Here is a 22,034-nt window from a genome sequence, read left to right as displayed (position 1 = left end):
GTTATTTTATGAACAAACAGCTATCACGTCCATTTTGGGCTCTGAGCATGCTACTCGGCGTAAGTGCTTCGGCATTTGCCCAACAGGCAACGCTAAAGGGGCGAGTAATGGACCAGAAGGGGAGTTCCTTGGTCGGTGCTACACTGCGCTTCGAGGATATTCAAAAATCACTGTCTACCAATGCGAATGGGGATTTTAGCTTGGATAGACTACAAACGGGGAAATTACGCCTGCGAGTCAGCATGGTCGGATACGCGAGCCTGGACACCTTAATCCAAATCAGTGATGGGCAGAATCCGTTAAACCTCTACCTTAAATCCAATACGAGTGCGCTGGATGAGGTTGTTGTGATTGGTTATGGTACACAAAAGAAAAGTGACCTGACGGGGTCAATCAGCACGGTGAGTTCTAAGGATTTTCAAAAAGGACAGATCTCCTCTCCCGAGCAACTCATTATGGGGAAAGTTCCGGGCGTACAGATTACAACAAGTGGGGGGCAGCCAGGCGCAGGAAGTACAATCCGGATCCGTTCCGGCGCTTCACTGAATGCCAGTAACGATCCATTGATCGTCGTGGATGGGATTCCTTTGGCTGGTGGCTCGGTATCCGGCGTAGCGAATCCATTAAGTTTGATTAACCCAAATGATATCGAGACATTTACCATCTTGAAAGATGCCAATGCAACGGCAATTTATGGATCGCGTGCATCGAATGGTGTCATCTTAATCACCACCAAAAAAGGCAGCCGCTCAGGAACACAGATCAACTTCTCTACACAGAACTCCTTGGCGACTGTGGCCAATAAAGTAAAACTGCTTAACGCGGATCAAATCCGCGATTATGTCAATACCAATGGCAGTGATGCCATGAAAAAATTGTTGGGAACAGCAAATACCGATTGGCAGGATGTGATTTATGGCAATGCCTTTACTACGGACAATAATGTTAACATTGCTTCCAGAGCTGGCAATATGCCTTACCGTATTTCTGCTGGTTATATGAATCAGGACGGTGTGCTGAAAAATGATAACTTAAAACGGACCACCGCGGCATTGGCCTTGACACCGAAATTTCTGGACAATCACCTTTCGCTGGATGTGAATGTACGTGGTACCTGGTCGAAATCGAAATTTGCTACGCAAGATGCGATCGGGTCAGCGATTCAGTTCGATCCCACCCAACCTGTTTATGTCGATGATAAGGATAGTTTTGGCGGATATTATGAGTGGGTTCAGGGCGGGAAACCCAATCCAAATGCACCTCGAAATCCTTTGGCCTTATTGGATCTGCGCAAAGATAATGGCGATGTTTTCAGAAGCATTGGAAATGCAAAAGTGGATTATAGTTTCCATTTCCTTCCCGAGTTACACGCCAACTTAAACGTCGGCTACGATCTGGCGCGTTCAAAAGGGAATACATTTACGCCGGCTATTGCTGCACGTAATTTCAATGAAGGTGGTGAAAGAACGCAATATAAAACCGATATCAACAATAAAACACTCGAGTTTTATCTAAAGTATGATAAAGAATTACCTACGATCAAAAGTACGATAGACGCGACACTAGGCTATGGTTACTATAAAAATAGTAGTAAAGTATACAATTTTAACCGTACAAATGCCGAAGGTGATAAGATCTTAAATGAACCAACGCGACCTTTTGATAAACCCGAAAACCTGTTGATTTCCTATTACGGACGTTTGATCTATACCTACGACAACCGTTATGTCCTTTCTGGAACCTTGCGTACAGATGGTTCTTCCCGTTTTAGCCCGGATAACCGCTGGGGATATTTCCCTTCTGTCGGTTTTACCTGGCGCGCGAAAAATGAAGGCTTTTTAAAAGAAATAGCTGCGGTTTCGGAGTTGAAACTTCGTTTAAGTTATGGAAAGACCGGTCAGCAAGACGGTATTGCCAACTATTCTTATTTGCCTAATTACACCATCAGTGGTAATGAATCCATGTATCGATTTGGTAATGAGTATTATTACCTGAATTCGCCGGTCGCCTACGATCAAGATATCCGCTGGGAGAGTACAACGACCTACAATGCTGGAGTTGATTTTGGTTTCGCTAACAATCTATTCTATGGTAGCATAGACTACTATTCGAAAAAGACCAAGGACCTGCTCAGTACCATTCCAGTTCCTGTAGGATCAAACTTTAGCAACTTTTTGTTGACGAATGTCGGTAATATGGAGAATCAGGGTCTGGAGTTTAACCTGCATTACGTTCCGGTAAAAACAGAAAATTCGTCGTTGGATCTTGGTTTCAATGTGACTTATAATAGAAGCAAAGTGACCAACCTGACGCAGAGCGATGATCCAAACTTTATCGTGGAGACCGGTAGTATTCGTGGTGGAACAGGGGGGAATATCCAGGCACATAAGGTGAATTTCATGCCCAATAGTTTCAATGTGTTCCAGCAGGTATATGATGAACAGGGGCATCCTGTAGAAGGGGTCTATGTTGACCGCAATGGCGACGGCGTGATCAGCGATAACGACCGTTACCTATACAAATCACCTTTACCGAAATACCTTTTGGGTTTTACGGCGGCATACAGTTACAAAAAATGGTCGGCAAGCACCGTATTGCGCGCAAGTTTGGATAATTATGTGTACGACAATGTTTCATCCAACCTAGGCAGTGGCGCGAACATCAACGATCAGGCGGTTTTGGTGATCAACAATGCCCCGGTGGATTTTTTGAATACCAATTTTCTACTCAAGCAGTTACGAAGCGACTATTACATCAAAAATGCGTCATTCTTGAAAATGGATAATGTCAATCTGAGTTATAACCTCGGAAAATTTATTCGGAACAGCAAAGCTTCGATGTCTATTTCTGCCACTGTACAAAATGTATTTACCATCACCAAGTACAAAGGAGTTGATCCAGAAATATCCAATGGTATAGACGACCGTTTCTATCCAAGACCAAGAACTTATGTATTGGGTGTAAATGTGAGTTTTTAAATGATATAACAATGAAAAAATTAAATAAATATATAGGCGCTTGCCTGCTCGCCATCGCATTGAGCAGCTGCCACAAGGATTTGGATTTAAAGCCTACTAATGATGTCACCGCAGATATTGCTTATAAAGATTTTAAAGGTTATACCTCATCATTTGCAAGGTTGTATGGATCATTGACTTTAACGAGCACATCGGGGCCGAATAATACGGACTTAGGTGGTTTAGATGCGGGAACATCGGATTTTTTACGTCTTTTTTGGAATGCGCAAGAACTTACTACCGATGAAGCTGCTTGCGCCTGGCTTAATGACCCGGGAATTAGTGGTTTGGATTACCTCAATTTTGACGATAGCAATCCCATGCTCCGCGGTCTTTACACGCGTTGTGTCTACAGTGCTACCCTTGTCAATGAATTTTTAAGAGAGAGCACGGATGCTAAATTGGCCGAACGCGGTATTTCAGATGCCGACAAAAAAGAGATCGCTTATTATCGTGCCGAAGCAAGATTCTTACGTGCTTACAACTATTGGGTTCTACTTGATCTATTCGGAAATCCACCTTTTGTAACCGAAGAAAATTCAGTAGGCAAAGTATCACCGCCACAGATCAAACGACCTGAGCTTTTCGCGTATGTGGAGAAAGAACTGCTGGAGGTTGCTGGTCAGCTCAAAGGTGCCAAACAGAATGTTTATGGTCGTGTGGACCAAGTAGCGGCATGGGGGCTATTGGCTCGTTTATACCTCAACGCTGAAGTCTACCTTGGGGCCGGTAATAAGAAATATACCGAAGCCATCACGTATTCAGAAAAGGTATTGAACTCGGGCTATAGCTTGGGGACAAATTACCGGGAGCTTTTCTATGCAGATAATGATGTGAACAACCCCGAATTTATTTTTTATCTGCCTTACGATGGAACCAAAACACAGAGCAAGGGGGGAACGACTTATCTGATCAATGCAGCTATCGACGCGACCATGAATCCCACTTCTTTTGGTGTGCCTGGCGGCGGTTGGGCCGGAAATCGGACGCGTGACAATATCGCAACCATTTTCGGTGACTACTCCGGAGCAACGGACAAAAGGGCAATGTTTCACTTAAATACAAGCGTAAAAATAGAAGATATCGCTGTCTATAAGCAGGGGTTGGCAGTTACTAAATTCCGGAATGTGAACAAAGACGGAAAAACTGCTCCTCCAGCAGCTGAAGGTTTTGTAGCATCGGTGGACTTTCCATTAATTCGATTGGCAGAGATGAACCTGATTTACGCCGAAGCAACTTTACGGGGTGGCTCCGGTGGTAACGTGGCTAAAGCATTGGATTACGTCAACAAGTTGCGTGTGCGTGCCTATGGCAACAACAGTGGGAATTTGGCAAACCTCTCGCTAGACGATGTACTCAACGAGCGTGTGAAAGAGCTGTATTGGGAAGGGTTTAGACGTTCGGATTTAATTCGTTACGGCAAATTTACGAGCGATAATTACCTCTGGCCTTTTAAAGGAGGTGTGTTAGCCGGTCAAGCTGTGCCAGCTTATAGAACACTGTTCCCGCTTCCGGCTTCAGATATAATCGCGAACTCCAATCTTGTACAGAATCCCGGCTATAATTAATCAGCATCGGAAAAGGAGAATTTATTCCAATGAAAGACGAATCTACAACTCCTGATTGAGTTTGGATGCGGTAAGCTTCTTCTGATCGATGTGGCCATACCTGTACTAAGAAAATTGTTGACAGATGAAACCGAGCAATGCATATTGATCGGCGCACAGGACGGTAAATATTTGCCCTGAGCGTTCATCAGCTATTGAAAACAAAATAAAACAGATGAAAACTAGACACTATATCGGAATCATGCTGCTGTTTATAGCGCTATTCCAAAGTTGTAAAAAAGACGAAACGCGGGCCATATTGGCTAGTGATGAAGGTATAAAGCCAGCGACTTTAAGCCTTGATAAAAATAATGTAACCCTGTCTAAAGATAATGCAAAGGACACGGTACTGCACTTAACTATGATTCAGCCTGACTTTGGTTTTCAGGCGGCAGTAACCAACGTACTCCAGTTTGGACTTAAGGGAGACAATTTTAAAACAGTAAAAGAAGTTGTTATTCCGAGTGGTCGGACAACAGTTGGTTTTACGGGTTATGAATTGAATAGCTACTTACTTTCTCTTGGTGTTCCGACAGGAACGGCTTCTGACTTTGATGTACGGCTGAAGTCAAGTATCAATGCTAAAATTACGGTCGTGTTTTCAGCTTTGGCAAGCCTGAAAGCAGTTCCCTTTGCTTCAACCAGCTATCTGTATGTTCCAGGCGCTTATCAGGGATGGGATCCAGCCACAGCTGAGTCGTTAGTTTCCCCAACAAGTAACGGTATCTATACAGGCATTATCTTATTTCCGGAAGTGAATTCAGAATTTAAGATTACAACTGAACGCAATTGGGCGAATTCTTATGGACAAACTGCAGATGGTAAAATCGCATTTAATGGCGGTGGAAATATAAAAGCGCCGCGTGCAGGTAATCTGGAAATCGAGGTCAACACAACTGCCAATACCATTTCATTTAAAGATCACAACTGGGGCATTATTGGCAGCGCGACACCGAAAGGTTGGGATGCCGATACAGATATGAAGTTTGACAATGCCAACCAGGTATGGAAGCTCACAGTGAGCTTGACGGCAGGAGAGATCAAATTCCGTAAAAATCACGATTGGGGAACCAATTTTGGCGGGGCAAATGGAACTTTAGCGGCTGGCGGTGCCAATATCGCGGTCGCCAGTGCCGGTACCTACGCTATTGTCGTGGATTTCAATGCAAATACCTATACGCTGACAAAGAAATAGCAAATGATGTTTAAAATAAATAAAAATATTACCACAGTAATCGTGGCGCTAACAGTACTTGGATGGAGCCCCTTATTGGGGCAATCCATTCAACGTGTAGAACCTTTAAACTGGTGGGTAGGAATTGAAAATCCAACCCTGCAGCTTGTTGTCTATGGACCCCAGATCGGGAAAAGTGAGGTGCAAGTGGAGGATAAAGGAATAGAATTGGTAAAAATCAATCGGGTGGAAAATCCCAATTACCTGTTTTTGGATGTCAAGGTGGCTGCTTCGGCCCAACCGGGATGGTCAACTTTTACCTTTCGTCAAGGAAAGAAAAAACTGACTTATCGTTATGAGTTGAAGCAAAGAGATCAAAAAGTAAAAGCGCAAGGAGTAAACAGTGCCGATTTGATCTATCTGATTATGCCTGATCGTTTTGCCAATGGAAATAAGGCAAATGATCAAGTGAAAGGTATGTTGGATATGAGCTTGAACCGGGATTCAATGTACTTGCGTCATGGTGGCGATTTGGAAGGTATTATCGGGAAACTGGATTACCTGCAAGATCTTGGTGTTACATCCTTGTGGCTGACTCCCGTGTTGACCAATGACATGCCACAGGCCTCGTACCACGGTTATGCCAATACCGAAACATATCATATAGACCCTCGCTTTGGCAGCAATGACACTTATGTGCAATTAGGCGAACAGCTCCACCGGCGTCAGATGAAATTGATTTTTGATGTGGTGCCCAATCATATTGGAAGTTATCATTGGACGGTGAAAGACAAACCGATGGCAGACTGGCTCAATGAATGGCCTTCCTATACGCAGACATCCTACAAAGATCAGGCTGTTTTTGATCCTTATGCCTCGGCAGATGACAAAAAGAAAATGGTCAAAGGTTGGTTTGTTCCCACCATGCCCGATATGAACGAACAGAATCCATACGTTCAAAATTACCTGACCCAAAGCCATATCTGGTGGATAGAGACCGCAGCAATAGACGGATTCCGAATAGATACCTATCCGTACAATGATCTGGATTTTATGGCTAAATGGACCGATCGCATTTTGCAGGAGTATCCAAAGTTTACCTTTTTTGGGGAGACATGGGTACACGGGGTTGCCAATCAGGCTTATTTTCTGGGCGGAAAACGAGTTGGTCAGGACGTGGATTCCAAGCTGATGGGCGTAACCGATTTTCAGCTTAATTATGCCATAGGTGATGCGCTCAACCAAAAGACAGAATGGACTGCCGGAGCCAATAAATTATATTCGACCCTGGCCTCAGATTTTCTATATCCACATCCAGAGCAAAATGTGCTTTTTTTGGATAACCACGATAAGGATCGTTTTTTCTCCGTTGTAGGCGAAAACGTGCAGAAATATAAATCGGCAATGGCTTGGCTTATGACAACAAGGGGTATCCCACAGTTGTACTATGGAGCTGAAATTCTGATGAAGAATTTCTCTAATCCCGACGGCTTGCTAAGGGAAGACTTTCAGGGTGGTTTTATAGGTGACAAATCGAATAAATTTACAGCTGACGGAAGAACGAAAGCCGAGCAGGATATGTGGAGTTATGTGCAGACCTTAGCCAATTACCGAAAACAACATACCGTTCTGCAAACCGGTAAAACGATGCAATATGTGCCCGAAGATGGCGTATATGTTTATTTCCGTTACAACGAAAAGCAAACTGTTATGGTCGTGATGAATTGCAATGATGTCGCGAAGGAACTTAAACTCGATCGCTTTAAGGAACGAAATAACCAGGTGAAGTCCTATTTCGATATTATTCAAAAGCAAGAGACCAATCCAGTTGACCATAGCTTGAAGTTGGACGCTTACGAGACTAAAGTGTTTGAGCTTAAGTTTTAACACAATTTAAAATTCTATAGAATTCATTTTTCGATGATTAATTATAAAACTGTAAAAGCCGTAATATTTGATTTGGACGGTGTGTTGGTGGATACGGCGGTCTACCATTTTCAAGCCTGGCATAGATTGGCAGAAGGCTTGGGTTATTCGTTTTCTCTTGTTGACAATGAACAGTTGAAAGGGGTCAGTCGCATTGAATCCCTCGAGCTTATTTTAAAATGGGCGGGGGCGAAAATATCCGATGCTGAAAAAGCGGATTTGCTGTCACTTAAAAACAAATGGTACTTGGAGCTGATTGAACAACTCAGCCCTGACCACTTGCTTTCAGGTAGTTTAGATCTATTAGAAAAACTCCGGAAAAAGGGGATTAAGATTGCATTGGGGTCAGCCAGCAAGAACGCGATGGGTATCCTTGAAAAAACGGGGATTATCAGCTATTTCGACGCATTGATTGATGGAAATGTGGTTCAACTGTCTAAACCTAATCCAGCAGTTTTCCTGAAGGGAGCTGAGGCTTTGGGAATTGAACCGGCATGCTGTCTCGTGCTGGAAGATGCCCAAGCCGGAATAGATGCGGCAAGGGCAGCCGGCATGCAGGTGATAGGGATTGGGCGGGCTGAACATCTTAACGGAGCAGATTTAGTGGTAGCCGATTTAGGAGCCTTAGTCGATAAATTTTAAATTTTAGGAGCAATTCAAGTGATGGAAGCAAGGCGTAGATCATATTGGCAAAGAAGACCAGAATGATTGAGGCAGAGTATCCGTCGCGCATTGAAAAAAATATAAAGATGAAAACATATATCAAACATAACCCTTGGCAAATTATCGAAGACACCTTTCGTCCCGAACATAATGAATTTTCGGAAAGTATCTTCGCTATTGGTAATGGTCGGATGGGGCAGAGGGCTAATTTTGAAGAAGAATTCAGCGGGAAGTCGTTACAGGGATCGTACCTAGCGGGTATTTATTATCCTGACAAAACACGCGTGGGCTGGTGGAAAAATGGGTATCCCGAATATTTTGCCAAGGTCATCAATTCCATCGATTGGATAGGCCTACATATTCTAGTGAATGGGCAGGTTCTCGACCTAAACAAAGTTGCGGTCAAATCTTTTGAACGTCGCCTGGATATGCAAAATGGGGTTTTATACCGCAGTTTTATTGTGGAAATGCCCGATGGGGCACAGTTGAAGGTTGAAGCAAGCCGGATGTATCATCTGTTTGCTTCGGAAACAGCTTCATTACAGTACAACATACAGGCACTTTCCGGTCCGATTGCTTTGGAGGTCCGCTCGCATTTAAATGCTGAAGTTGTCAATCGAGACAGTAACTACGACGAGCAATTTTGGGAAAGCACAGCGCAGGGAAGAGATGGTGAAAATACCTTTGTGGCGGCGCGTACCAAGAAAACTGGCTTTGAGGTGTACGCCCTGCTTACAACTACCGTGACAGGACCTACAGCCGTTGTCGAAGTGCAAGATACGGTGACAAGTCGAGGCTGTATAGCAGAAATTTATAAGACCGTGCTAAGCGAATCTCAAATTTGTCGCGTTGAAAAGCGAGTTTCCATTGTTACATCACAGAACCATGTGTCGGCAGAGCTAGAAGTGGCTGCTTCGGTCAATTTACATAAGCTAGATGCACTGAGCTATGAGCAACTAAAGGAGAAACAAGCAGCAGCTTGGCAAGCGATCTGGGCAGAAAGTGACATTGAAATCAGTGGTGATGTTGCTGCGCAGCAGGCTATACGCTATAATATATTTCAGCTCAACCAGACCTATACCGGCGAAGATGAGCGACTCAATATTGGTCCGAAAGGTTTTACCGGAGAAAAATATGGCGGTGTCACCTATTGGGATACTGAAGCTTATTGTATTCCTTTTTACCTCGCAACACAATCTCCAAATATTGCGCGTAACTTGTTGATTTATCGTCATCAGCAATTGGGTAAAGCCATCGAAAACGCCGCTAAACTTGGCTTTACCAATGGAGCTGCACTTTATCCCATGGTGACGATTAATGGTGAGGAATGCCATAATGAATGGGAAATTACGTTTGAGGAAATTCATCGCAATGGAGCTATTGCATTCGCGATTTATAACTATGTCCGTTACACCGGTGATCAGGACTACATCTGGTCACACGGCTTGGAAGTCTTGATTGCGATAAGCCGATTCTGGGCACAGCGCGTTAATTGGAGCGCTGAGCGCCAGCAATATGTCATGTTGGGGGTGACGGGACCAAACGAGTATGAAAACAACGTGAACAACAACTGGTATACCAATCGGATTGCTTCCTGGTGCCTAGAATATACACTGGACTGTTTAAACAAGCTGGCGCAGCTGAACTCCGACATTGCTGACGCATTAAAAACGAAGTTAGCCATAGGAGCGGAGGAACAGGAAAAATGGCAGCATATTATCGATAACATGTATTATCCTTTTGATGCGCAGCGCGGGGTGTTTCTGCAACAGGATGGTTTCCTCGACAAAGAGTTAATTCCTGTGGCCGAACTTGATCCGGCTCAACGACCGATCAACCAGCGTTGGAGCTGGGATAGGATTCTACGTTCCTGTTACATCAAACAGGCCGATGTGCTGCAGGGCTTTTACTTTCTCGAAGACCAGTTTGATCTTGAAGCCTTAAGGCGACATTATGAATTCTATGAGCCGTTTACGGTACATGAAAGCTCGCTTTCTCCTTGCGTCCATGCGATATTGGCTGCTAAGTTGAATAAACCAGAAAAAGCCTATGAATTCTATCTGCGGACCTCTCGTTTGGATCTGGATGATTATAATAACGATACCGAAGACGGTTTACATATCACTTCCATGGCGGGTACCTGGATGACAATCGTAGAGGGCTTTGCAGGAATGCGGATTAAGGACGGAAAACTGTATTTAAATCCAATGTTGCCTAAAGAGTGGGAAGGGTATAAATTCCGTGTCTTATTTCGCGGTGCGACCTTGTTGATTACGGTACGGTCGGATGGATTTACGATCGAAAATGACAGTGACACTGCGGCCCATATCCAGACGGAGGCAGAAGCTTTCATTCTGGCTGCACAAAGCAAAAAGCAGGTGTTTCAGGTTCGGTAAGCCCCTGCTTTCAGCAGCGTAAGAACCAATCTTATCCTGCTGAAAATAGGGATTAAGTGATAATTAAATTGTATTTTGTCTTAAATTTTGATAGCCTATTATGGGAAATAAACCTGAATTAAGCATTAGCCAGGTCATCAATATGAGTTTTGGGTTTTTGGGCATACAAATGGGGTTTGCCTTACAAAACGGCAATGCTTCCCGTATTCTACAGACATTTGGTGCTGATGTAGAACACCTGTCGCTGTTTTGGCTTGCAGCTCCGATTACGGGGATGATTGTGCAGCCAATTATCGGGCATTATAGCGATCGAACCTGGAATAAATTGGGGCGTCGTCGGCCTTATATTTTGGTGGGTGCACTGCTGACCACCATAACCCTGTTTTTGATGCCGAATGCAGCAGTATTTACCACATTGCTAGCACCACTTTGGATAGGAGCAGGACTATTAATGTTTATGGATGCTTCCATCAATGTGACAATGGAGCCCTTTAGAGCCTTAATTGGCGATAATCTACCGAGTAACCAACGTAGTCTTGGATTCTCCGTACAAACCTTTCTGATCGGTATTGGAGCCGTATTGGGATCGTTACTTCCCTTTATACTGACAAAATATTTTCATGTGCAGGGAACTTCCGAAGCTGGTCAGGTGCCAAACAATGTGATATATTCTTTTTACTTTGGTGGTTTTGTACTGCTTCTAACGGTGTTGTGGTCGGTGTTTAAAACGAAGGAATATACGCCACAGGAATTACGGTCATTTTCCGATACCCTGGTGGTTGAACAGGAGACAGCGCCAAAATTTGGTTTGCGCGCTATTGCCAGCGATATTGGTAAGATGCCATTGATCATGCGCAAACTCGGTTGGGTTCAATTCTTTTCCTGGTTTGCCCTTTTTATGATGTGGGTATATACAACTCCTGCGATTGCAGATTCGGTTTTTTACCTGCGGGAAGGAAATCGGCAGGATCTTTATATGGAGGCGGCCAATTGGGTGGGCGTGCTTTTTGGTATTTACAATGGGGTATCGGCTCTATATGCTTTGTTTATTCCGCGGATAGCCAAACAGCTCGGGCGTGGAAAAACGCATGCGCTTGGGCTTTCCATTGGAGGACTTTCGTTGATTTCATTGTTTCTGATTAAAGATGCTAATCTGCTGATTCTTCCCATGATCGGTATTGGTATCGCTTGGGGAAGTATTTTAGCGATGCCTTATGCCATTTTGAGCGATCACCTGCCTGCAGGGAAAATGGGGGTTTATATGGGGCTTTTCAATTTCTTCATTACCTTACCACAGATTGTATGTGGATTTTTTGGAGGAATGATCATCAAATATTTTTTTCATAGCCAATCCATTTATGGCTTGTTGTTGGCCGGTGTATTTATGCTGCTGGCTGCATTCTTTGTTCCCAAGAGTAAACGCTAAGATCATTATCGTAGACGTAGTAAATAGAGCTTACGTCTACGATTTTCTGCTCACTTGGCCCAGCTCCTGCAATTGGATTTTCATCATCTCCTTAAGTATACTAATTTGCTTTAGTTAGCACGGCTCGCTTTTACACAGCGGGATAATTTCGTTCGATTTACTAAAACTTGTGCGTATCAATTGCTGAAAAATGCACCATCATTTGCTGAACACGTATACATTATTTACTGTTTTCAAGAATATAGTTGCTCGGCGACATACCATAATGTTTATGGAAGTCCCTGGAAAAATTGGATTGCACGGTGTAACCTACCATCGTTGATACTTGGGTAATGTTGTATTCTTTCTGGGTAAGCAGTTCTGCCGCTTTTTTTAATCGTGAAATATTGATCAATTCATTGGGTGTTAGGTCGGAGAGTCCTTTGATTTTACGGTAAAGGGTCGGACGACTCATATGCATCAGTTTGGCCAGTTCATCCACATTAAGGTCTATCGCTGAAATATTCTCATAAATAACCGTATTGAGCTGACTGATGAAATCTTTGTCAGGACCCGAAACGTTGATATCTATTAAGTTGGAGCTGAGGGTGTTAGTGAAGTAATTCTTGATAATTTTTCGGTTCTTGAGAATATTGCGTATTTGTACCATGAGGAATTCAAGCGAAAAAGGTTTTTCGATATAAGCATCGGCACCATTTTTTAATCCCTGAATTTTGGAATCCAATGCATTTTTTGCGGTCAGAAAGATCACGGGAATATGACTATAGAGAATATCTGTTTTGATACGTCTGCATAAAGCTAGGCCATCCATAATAGGCATCATGATGTCTGTCAGTACCAGTTGTACATTCTCCTGGTCTAATATTTCGAGCGCTTCGGCACCATTGCCAGCTCGTAGGATTATATAGCTGGTTTTTAATTCTTTATTGAGGTAGGCGAGAATTTCTTTATTGTCTTCGACGAGTAGAATCACCGGTTTTTCTTCCTCCTGCTCGTCTGGTTTATCATTTAATACATGATCGTCATTATCTTCCTGAAAAGATTTGATGTCCAGTGATTGTTCTTGAAAAATCGGTACAGACAGCAGGAATATATTGCGGTTTTCTTCCAGATAGACAAGTGACAAGGTTCCTTGGTGCAATTCGACCAAGGAGCGGGATAGGGGAAGGCCAATACCTGTCCCCGTATCTTTATCGGATTCGTTCAATCGATAAAATGGTTCAAATATTTTTTCTCTTTTTTCATAAGGAATAAGCTCCCCATCATTCTTAAATTCGATATTGAACATAATATCATCGCTATTAAAAGGGAGGAGCCTAACATAGACTTCTTCATCTTCATATTTGATGGCGTTGTGAATAAGATTAGTAAAGATTTTTCGGAGAGCTTCCTCATCCACATAAGCAGCGAGACTGATACGTGGCAGGCTAAGCTCATAATGCAACTGTTTATCTTTTGCAAGATAATTTAGGTCGTGGAATACTTCGGATAGGAGTGTGTTGATGTCCGTTTTAGTAAAAATAAGGCTCATATTGTTGGTTTCTGCTTTTCTAAAATCCAGTAGTTGGTTGGTCAGGCGAATTAAACGCGCTGTATTCTTTTCAATTAATGCGAGATCCTTGGCTGTGTCGCTATCGGTAAATTTTTGTTGGTTTATTATTTTCTCAAGGGGCATTTTGATCAGGGTGAGTGGCGTACGAATTTCGTGGGCCAGATTGGTAAAGAACTCCAGTTTGAGATTATAAATTTCCTGTTCTTTTTTTCGTTCATAGCTATCCATCTTTTGAGCATTATTGGCCTTTATAAGTAGAAAATAATACCGTAATACGAGCAGTATAATCGTACCAAAGCTCACAAAATAAAGTAAGTACGCCCAGCTTGATTGCCACCAGGGGGGCGAAACAATGATGAGCAGTTTTTTTTCTGTCGGATTCCAGACGCTGTTGTTATTTGCACCCCTGAACTTAAACGTAAACGTACCTGGTGGAAGTTTATTGTAATATATTTTTTGATTTCCCGTAATATCGGTCCAGCCTTTATCATAACCTTCCATAATATAACGATAGGGATTGCTCTTTGGGGAAACAAAGCTCAAGGCTGCTATATGGAAGCTGATATTGGAATTGTCGTAGGTTAAGTGTATCTCTTTTGATAGGGAGATGGATTCTTTGAGTATGCCATTTTCACTAACCGGCACACTGACATTGTTGATCTGAATGCCGCTGATGAATATGGGTGGAATAAAACTGTTCTTAATGGATTTTGTGGGGTTGAAGCTTACCATTCCTTTGATAGTCCCGAAATATAAAGTTCCGTCGCTATTTTTAAAAGCCGAATTATAATTAAACTGATCTGCGGGAAGCCCATCTCTGGAGGTATAGATGACCCTTCGAGGGACACCCTCGTCCAGCCGGACCAGTCCACCGCCGGTCGATATCCAGATGCTGTTGTTGTCGTCTTCCAAGACCTTGAATACTTGATTAGAAGGTAAACCGGATTCGGTCAGGTAGTTGGTGAAACGTCCATCACGGCGGTATTTCGAAAGGCCGCTTTCGGTGCAAAACCATAAATTCTTTTTGCTGTCTTCAAATAGGCCGTTGACGTAATTATTGACGAGTGTATTTTGTTTACCTTGTTCGGACAGCAAATGCTGTATTTCTCCCGAGCTGCGGTTATACTGGAAGATCCCACTGCCATAGGTATTGATCCAGAGTATACCATATTCATCTTCATAAATGCCTTGTATCCATGCTTGAATAGGAAGGAGATCAAAACTGTCCTTATTTTTGTTGTAGGCGTATAAAGCGCGGTCTGTGCCAACAAACATCGTATTGTCTTTGGACTTATAAATGCATACGGCGAAGCTACTTTGTAAGGGACCTTGGCCGATGCGGTCATAGTGCTTTTTTAATTTTCCAGTCTTTACGTCGAGAATGTCAAGTCCATGTGTGGTGGATCCTACCCAAAGATCGTCGCCGATTGTTGCCAAGCCATGGACATTGTTATGCGCAATACTGCCTTTTTTTCCGTTGGCAATGAAATGCTGGATTTGTTGTGTTTGGGCATCTATTTTGTTCAATCCGCCATCTTCTGTTCCGATCCAGAAATTTCCATAGCGATCTTTTTTGATATCGTGTACAATATTACCTGATAGGGCTGATTTTCCAAATCCGGACAAATACTTCTTGAAATTGTCGAATTGGTTGCTGTATTGGTTAAAGCCACCGAAAAATGTTCCAAACCAGATATTGTCTTCACGGTCCCGATAGAAATTCAGGACAGCATTGTCAGAAATGGCAAATGGATTGAGCAGGTCTTTTTTGATGTGTTGGCTCTGGCCTGTGTGAATATCATAGGTGTATATTCCGGTTTCAGTTCCAATCCAGTATGTCGACTCTGTTTGTTGAATAATACAGTTTGCCTGAATGACTTTGTTGGGGTAATGACTTGCAAATAGATTTTTTAATGTGCCATTTTTGAAATCAAACAAATAAGCCGAATTGATTGTTCCGACCATTAGCAATGAATCGTTGATCGCATATACGGTTTTGGTATTCGCTAGTGTTTGTCGATCGATCTTTTTAAGATCAACAGGGAAAAATTTACCCGTATTAACCTGATACCGTAGTATTGTACTGTTATTGTCTGTTACCCACAACCCACCTTTCTTACTGCTGGTGATCGCTACTAGGGTATTTTTGTTGAGATCAAATGGGGATATTTCTCCTGTATAAGAATTGTAACGGTACAGTTTTCCATTGGAAAGCAACCATATAAAGCCTGCGTATTCGTGTATGGCATTTACTTCACCGATGGATATGAGCTTGAATGGTTTGAAATCTTCTTTTATGGGATCGTAACGATAGGCACCCCGTGTGGTACCCACCCATAGGACACCTTTGCTATCTGTGAGGAGGCTTAAAATAGAAGAACTTCCGATACTTGTCGAATCTGAAGCATTGTGTCGAAATATTTTAAATTGATTACCGTCAAAACGATTAAGGCCATTCCTCGTTCCTAGCCACAGAAAACCCTGAATATCTTGTGTAATACATTTGACCGTACTATTGGAAAGGCCATCGTGGGTCTGATAGTTTTTAAAATAGATCGATTGTGCCTGCAGGTTGATAACTGCCAGCAAGATATACAAAAGGAGTATGGTGGTTATTCTTTTCAAAACTGATTACGTTGAACTAAAAATAGGCAATTAAAAGATAAAAAAGAGTTTTACTGATACGCTTTGATATAAAATTGAGACGCTCTGATTGGACGAGATACAAGGATTTGCGCATTTTTATAAAACAATAATAACCAAATATAAACGTATGTTTCGCCCTAGAATTATGACAGGTATATCCTGTATCCTTGTTTTTCAGTTTGTTAGGTTTTTGTTTTTACAGGTGCGGCAATATCTTCACGATGATTTGGTATTCCATTTGGGCGTTAACGATTTTGATACTGATCGTTACGTATTTGCAATAATCGGGAAAGACCATACTCATTTCAAATGAGTTTTAGGACTAAAAATAAACCATTAAAAATCACTTATTATCAGCTGTGTATCTATTGCACACGATAAAAAATCAATTAAACCACCAATCAAAAAGCGTATGAAAAATAAACTACTTGCACAATGCGTAATGACGCTCACATTTCTGCTTGTATCTTTTATTGTAGTTGCCCAGACGAAAGTCTTGAAGGGGAAGGTTGTAGATGAGACTCAAAGTCCATTGGCAGGAGCTACGATCAAAGTAAAAGGGGGTACCGCGGCTACCACAACAGACACGGAAGGTTCCTTTACATTGACTATTCCCAGTGAAGCTAAAACGCTGGAAGTATCCTTTATCGGATATACTTTAAAAGAAGTACCTATTGTGGGGAGCGATATCACGGTAGCGCTTGAACCTAGTGCCGGTCAGGGCTTAGATGAAGTCGTTGTGATCGGTTATGGTACGGCCCGTAAAAAAGATCTAACGGGGTCTATGGTCACTATTGGAGCAAAAAACTTCAATAAGGGGATCATGACCAGTCCCGACCAACTCATACAAGGAAAGACACCAGGGGTGATGGTGATTAACAATACGGGGCAACCTGGGGGATCAACCACAGTACGTATTCGTGGGAATTCATCGATCCGCGCCAGTAACAACCCGTTATTTGTGCTCGATGGTGTGCCGATGTCGGGCAACTCCCCTCTGCCCGAAGGAAGAGGAGGTTTTTCTTCCGACAGAGGAAATCCTTTAACTTACTTAAATCCGGGTGACATTGCTAGTATGGACATCCTTAAAGATGCTTCGGCTACGGCAATTTATGGATCACGTGGGGCAAATGGTGTAGTCATTATTTCCACGAAAAGAGGTAAAGTAGGACAGCCCGAGGTTTCTGTGGGAGCCTCTGTAGGTGTTTCTACCATGCGGGAATATCCTGATGTATTGGATGCAGCGCGATTCAGAGAGGCGTTGAAATATTATACACCATCTGAAGTGGCAAATGCTGATTTTGGTGGTAATGAGGATGCTTTTAAAGCAATCACAAGAAAAGCCATCACGCAAAATTACTATGCTGACGTGGCGGGCGGAACCGAACATGGTAAATACCGTCTTTCGGGTGGGTATTTAAACCAAAATGGTATTATTCGTGGCTCACAACTGAAGAAATATACAGCCAATTTTAACGGGAATTTCCGTTTTTTGGAAAACAAACGATTGGGATTGGATTTTGCAGTCTTTTTGACGCAAATGGATAATAAATACGCACCGATCAATGCGATGGTAGGTTCTGAAGGAAATGTGATTTCCCAAGCACTGCAATGGAATCCAACGCGACCATTACGCGATGAGCAAGGTAATTTGACCTTTGTGAGTTCAACCACACGAAATCCATTGACAAGCATTGAAGCCTTTAAGGACTTGGCGACAACCAATACAATGGTGGTCAATTTGGCGCCATATTATAAAATTACAGATGATTTAGAGTATCGCTTTATTTATAGTGCGATGCGACAAACAGGAAACCGCGAGGGTATGTACCGCGCCGGGCTTATTGATCCTTCTGCTGTGAACAATGAGCAGGCTTTTATCTCCAATAACGGGGAAACCAACTTGCAAATGACGCATATGCTCTCCTACAATAAACAAATCAATTCAGATTGGAGTGTCAATGCAGTAGCAGGCTACGAGTATTTGGATTATAATTATAATAATAACATTTCCTTTGGCGGTGGATTTCGCTACCTGGGGTTAGATTATTTTGACTATCTACAATATACGCCTGTTTCCACGCGTGAAATATCGTCGTATAGAAGTCCAACAAACCAATTGCAATCGCTTTTTTTACGGGGCGGCTTCAATTACTTAGACCGTTATTTATTCACTGCAACAGTGCGAAGGGATGGTTCAACGAAATTTGGTTCAAACAACAAATACGCCATGTTCCCTTCGTTGGCCGTAGCCTGGAATGTTAATCAGGAAGAGTTTTTAAAGTCTTCCGGTATCTTTGACCAATTGAAAGTGCGATTGGGTTGGGGAAAAACAGGTAACCAAGAATTCCCTTCTGGTGCCTCATTGAATAGATTGGTCTTCGGTAATCAGAGTGTAAGCCAGGCTAACTATGGAAATCCTGACTTGAAATGGGAAACTTCGACGACGATCAATGCGGGTATAGATTTCGGAATCTGGGGCAACCGTCTATATGGATCCATTGATTATTTTAATAAAAAGACCACAGATGCGCTATTTGAGCAAACGCTTGCACAGCCAGCTCCTGCGGGACGTATTTGGGTAAATTTGGACGGTGAGATTGTCAATAAAGGGGTAGAGGTCGCGTTGACAGGTACAATTATTAAAAATGACAATTGGACTTGGGATTTGACAGGTAATGCAACATTTCTTAAGAATAGTGTAAGTGGCCTTGTTGGTTATTATGAGACAGGAGCACTCCGCGGACAAGGTTTTTCTGGTGTATTGGGACAACGAATGGTCAATGGCCAGCCATTGAATGTATGGTATTTGGCCGATTACCAAGGTATCGACCCGCAAACCGGAATGAGCATGTACCGTGGACAGGATGGTAGTATCAGTACGGCCAACGATCCTGCAATTAATAAGTTTTATATGAACAGTCCAAATCCAACCACATTATTGGGTATCTCCACCAATGTAAATTATAAACAGTTTTCTTTGGCTGCCAATATGAATGGCGCTTTTGGACATTATCTATTCAATAATACGGCAGCGACAACTTTGGGATTGAGCAATTTGTCATCACGGAATATCGGTTCAGCATTCTTTAATACAGCTGTAAAAGAGTCTACTTCCAATTCGGCTGCGCCTTCGACGCGATTCCTTGAAAAAGGTGATTATCTAAAAATGGCTAATCTTACTTTAAGCTATCGTGTTGGAAATGTAGGCAGAACACTGAAGAATTTAAATGTATCCCTTACTGGACAGAATCTTTTCATCATCACGAAGTATACAGGGTTTGATCCTGAGGTGAATACAGATGGTGCAACAAATGGTATTCCTTCGTTGGGTATCGAATATTTACCATATCCACCGGCAAGAAATATCCTATTAGGGGTTAACTTCTCACTTTAAGCGTATACTGTAGATCATTAGATAATAAAAAGAGGAGAGTATTAAGATTGATTTAAACATATTCATATTAGTGAATGAATAAATCTGATCGCCTCATTACGAATGAAACACTAAAGGCAGTATGAATGCCTTACAGTCAAAATGGATGAATAAATAATCAAATTTAGACGGATGAAAAAGATGAAATTAAGAACTTTATTATATATCGGAATAATTGGCTCCATTGTAACAAGTACATTTTCTTGTACTAAACTAAAGGAGGAATTTAAAGGAGAATTGGAAGAGGGGACATCCAATGTGGATCCTGGAAGCTTGTTGATCACAGCTTATAATTCATTGAATACCCCTTATCAGCAGGAACAGCGCTGGGTGATGCAGGAAATATCCACAGATGCTGCTATGGCTCCTACACGGGGAGGTGACTGGGATGATAATGGGATGCATCGTGCGATCCATTTACATACCTGGAATGCTGATAATGGTTATATGAACAATACATTTGTAAGTCTTGGTACAGCCATCTATAATGCGGGTAATGTGTTGCGGTATAATCCGAGTGCACAGCAAGGTGCTGAAGCGAAGTTTATTCGTGCGTTGGTCATGTTCGATATGTTGGATCTCTATGGCGTAGTACCCGTCCGGGAAGCAGCCTCTTTTGAAGATTTTAGAATCGCACCAGAGGTGTTACAGCCACAGGCGGCTATTGATTATATTGTGAAGGATCTCAACGAAATTATAGCGAGTTTGCCTGCAAACGGTCCGAAAGCAGCCTATGTAGCCAATAAAAATGCGGCAAAAGCATTGCTGATGAAGATTTATTTGAATAAGGGAACATTTTTAAACAGACAAGCTCCTTCTTTTGCTGCCGAAGATATGAATAAAGTGGTGGCCTTAGCCAAGGAAATTACGGCTTCGGGATCCTATACTGTTTCTGCAAAGGGCAAGTACTTTGATAATTTCGCGCCCGATAATGACGAAAAGTCTACCGAAAATATTTTCACTTTATATAATAAAAATGGCGATAGAGGTGGAAATGTGGATCGTACCTGGAATACTATTGCGCATTATAATATGAGACCTGGGGGCTGGAACGGTTGGTGTACATTATCAGATTATTACGATAAATTTTCGGATGCCGATGAAAGAAGAGGAATTTACTATAATTATCCGGCTGATACGACTTCTAACAGAACAAAAGAATTCAAACGTCAAAATGTAGGTTTTTTTGCAGGACAGCAATACAATTGGAGTACAAACAAACCATTGATGGCGCGAAATCCAGCGAATGCACCTTTGGTCTTCACGCGTGAAGTGACCATCCGGACCTCTGGAGCTACATTGGAAACAGCGGGTATCCGTCCAATGAAGTATGCCTTTGATTATGCTGTCACTGGTCAACGAAATAACGACTGGGTAGTCTTCCGTTATGCCGATGTATTGTTGATGCAAGCAGAGGCTATATTAAGAGGCGGAACCGGAACTGCAACAGAGGCACTTGGATTAGTTAACACTATTCGGACAAACCGTGGTGTGAATAACTTGACAGCGTTGACGCTTGATAATATATTAGACGAGCGTGCGCGTGAGTTGTATTGGGAAGGTTGGAGAAGACAGGATTTGATCCGCTTTGGTAAGTTTTTATTAGCCTGGCAGGAAAAAGCTGCGGATTCCAGCCCGAAAACATTGGTTTATCCAATTCCGAGTCAACAGCTTGCTGTCAATCCAAATTTAAAACAAAATCCAGGATACTAGATTTTATTGATATCCATAAAACAAGCAGTTTCACGGTGTTTGTTTTTAGTGCAAAGGTATTTAGATGACAAGTGATTTTTCTTATCATCTAAATACCTTCTTTTTTCTATATAGTGATTAAAACTAATCTATCTTAATACCAACTTATACCTCTTCACAATTTTTAATCAATTTTTAGACAGTAATCAGTCATTGTTTATTCAGTTTACACTGAGCAATCACTGAGCAATCACTGAACAAGCACTGTTAAAAGGACTAATTTGGTCACGAGTTGAAACGAACTTGCTGCGCCTAAAAAATACAAGAGAAGAAAACAGGACCCATAAGTTGCCTATCGGCAAAGTAGCTTTTATGAAAGAAAGCGCTTAAAATGGAGATTGAGGCGATGGCCTTATCGAAAATATTATCTTGTTTTTTTGATAAAAAATAATCACTTTAGAGGTGGATAACTAGCCAAAAAGCATGGGTCATTTTGATG

General features: G+C 42.2%; 10 protein-coding genes. 9 read left to right on the top strand and 1 reads right to left on the bottom strand.

Annotated features, from left to right (window positions below; all coding sequences use genetic code 11):
- Positions 1-8 precede the first annotated feature (8 nt).
- The 7 genes from DTA23_RS07470 (at position 9) to DTA23_RS07440 (ending at position 12,209) form a co-directional block, all read left to right on the top strand.
- Entirely contained in the window at positions 9-2,978 is a 2,970-nt protein-coding gene (locus tag DTA23_RS07470; protein WP_112374273.1) for a SusC/RagA family TonB-linked outer membrane protein, read from the top strand.
- 11 nt (positions 2,979-2,989) lie between these two features.
- Positions 2,990-4,585, top strand: coding sequence for a RagB/SusD family nutrient uptake outer membrane protein (locus tag DTA23_RS07465; RefSeq protein ID WP_112374272.1), 1,596 nt, complete (start codon positions 2,990-2,992; stop codon positions 4,583-4,585).
- Positions 4,586-4,799: 214 nt separating this feature from the next.
- Entirely contained in the window at positions 4,800-5,819 is a 1,020-nt protein-coding gene (locus DTA23_RS07460; RefSeq protein ID WP_046674245.1) for a SusE domain-containing protein, read from the top strand.
- Between the two features lie 3 nt (positions 5,820-5,822).
- Positions 5,823-7,685 (top strand): glycoside hydrolase family 13 protein, encoded by a 1,863-nt coding sequence (locus DTA23_RS07455; protein WP_112374271.1) that lies wholly within the window; start codon positions 5,823-5,825, stop codon positions 7,683-7,685.
- 33 nt (positions 7,686-7,718) lie between these two features.
- Positions 7,719-8,366 (top strand): beta-phosphoglucomutase, encoded by a 648-nt coding sequence (pgmB, locus tag DTA23_RS07450; RefSeq protein WP_112374270.1) that lies wholly within the window; start codon positions 7,719-7,721, stop codon positions 8,364-8,366.
- Between the two features lie 107 nt (positions 8,367-8,473).
- Positions 8,474-10,783, top strand: a complete 2,310-nt coding sequence (locus DTA23_RS07445; protein WP_112374325.1) for a family 65 glycosyl hydrolase domain-containing protein — start codon at positions 8,474-8,476, stop codon at positions 10,781-10,783.
- A gap of 100 nt (positions 10,784-10,883) precedes the next feature.
- Positions 10,884-12,209 (top strand): MFS transporter, encoded by a 1,326-nt coding sequence (locus DTA23_RS07440; protein ID WP_112374269.1) that lies wholly within the window; start codon positions 10,884-10,886, stop codon positions 12,207-12,209.
- 220 nt (positions 12,210-12,429) lie between these two features.
- On the opposite strand, the gene DTA23_RS07435 is transcribed toward DTA23_RS07440, so the two are convergent.
- The gene (locus tag DTA23_RS07435) at positions 12,430-16,386 is read right to left on the bottom strand and encodes a hybrid sensor histidine kinase/response regulator transcription factor (protein WP_239468726.1); all 3,957 of its coding nucleotides are present in this window, start codon (positions 16,384-16,386) and stop codon (positions 12,430-12,432) included.
- A 433-nt stretch (positions 16,387-16,819) separates the two neighbouring features.
- Here DTA23_RS07435 and DTA23_RS07425 point away from each other — a divergent pair, with 433 nt between their 5' ends.
- Positions 16,820-19,804: a SusC/RagA family TonB-linked outer membrane protein gene (locus tag DTA23_RS07425; protein WP_112374267.1), complete on the top strand. Its 2,985-nt coding sequence runs from the start codon at positions 16,820-16,822 to the stop codon at positions 19,802-19,804.
- Positions 19,805-19,975: 171 nt separating this feature from the next.
- Positions 19,976-21,556, top strand: coding sequence for a RagB/SusD family nutrient uptake outer membrane protein (locus tag DTA23_RS07420; RefSeq protein ID WP_239468725.1), 1,581 nt, complete (start codon positions 19,976-19,978; stop codon positions 21,554-21,556).
- Positions 21,557-22,034: the final 478 nt, after the last annotated feature.

Source organism: Sphingobacterium multivorum (assembly GCF_900457465.1).
In the GTDB taxonomy this organism is placed as follows: Bacteria; Bacteroidota; Bacteroidia; order Sphingobacteriales; family Sphingobacteriaceae; genus Sphingobacterium; species Sphingobacterium multivorum.
Note: the sequence above shows the minus strand (reverse complement) of the source record. Positions and strands in the feature narration are given on the sequence as shown.

What these genes read in the sequence shown, in the direction of transcription:
- DTA23_RS07470 (WP_112374273.1), top strand. Translation starts at nt 9, where the DNA reads ATGAACAAACAGCTATCACGTCCATTTTGGGCTCTGAGCATGCTACTC.
- DTA23_RS07420 (WP_239468725.1), top strand. Translation starts at nt 19,976, where the DNA reads ATGAAAAAGATGAAATTAAGAACTTTATTATATATCGGAATAATTGGC.
- DTA23_RS07440 (WP_112374269.1), top strand. Translation starts at nt 10,884, where the DNA reads ATGGGAAATAAACCTGAATTAAGCATTAGCCAGGTCATCAATATGAGT.
- DTA23_RS07465 (WP_112374272.1), top strand. Translation starts at nt 2,990, where the DNA reads ATGAAAAAATTAAATAAATATATAGGCGCTTGCCTGCTCGCCATCGCA.
- DTA23_RS07460 (WP_046674245.1), top strand. Translation starts at nt 4,800, where the DNA reads ATGAAAACTAGACACTATATCGGAATCATGCTGCTGTTTATAGCGCTA.
- pgmB (WP_112374270.1), top strand. Translation starts at nt 7,719, where the DNA reads ATGATTAATTATAAAACTGTAAAAGCCGTAATATTTGATTTGGACGGT.
- DTA23_RS07455 (WP_112374271.1), top strand. Translation starts at nt 5,823, where the DNA reads ATGATGTTTAAAATAAATAAAAATATTACCACAGTAATCGTGGCGCTA.
- DTA23_RS07425 (WP_112374267.1), top strand. Translation starts at nt 16,820, where the DNA reads ATGAAAAATAAACTACTTGCACAATGCGTAATGACGCTCACATTTCTG.
- DTA23_RS07445 (WP_112374325.1), top strand. Translation starts at nt 8,474, where the DNA reads ATGAAAACATATATCAAACATAACCCTTGGCAAATTATCGAAGACACC.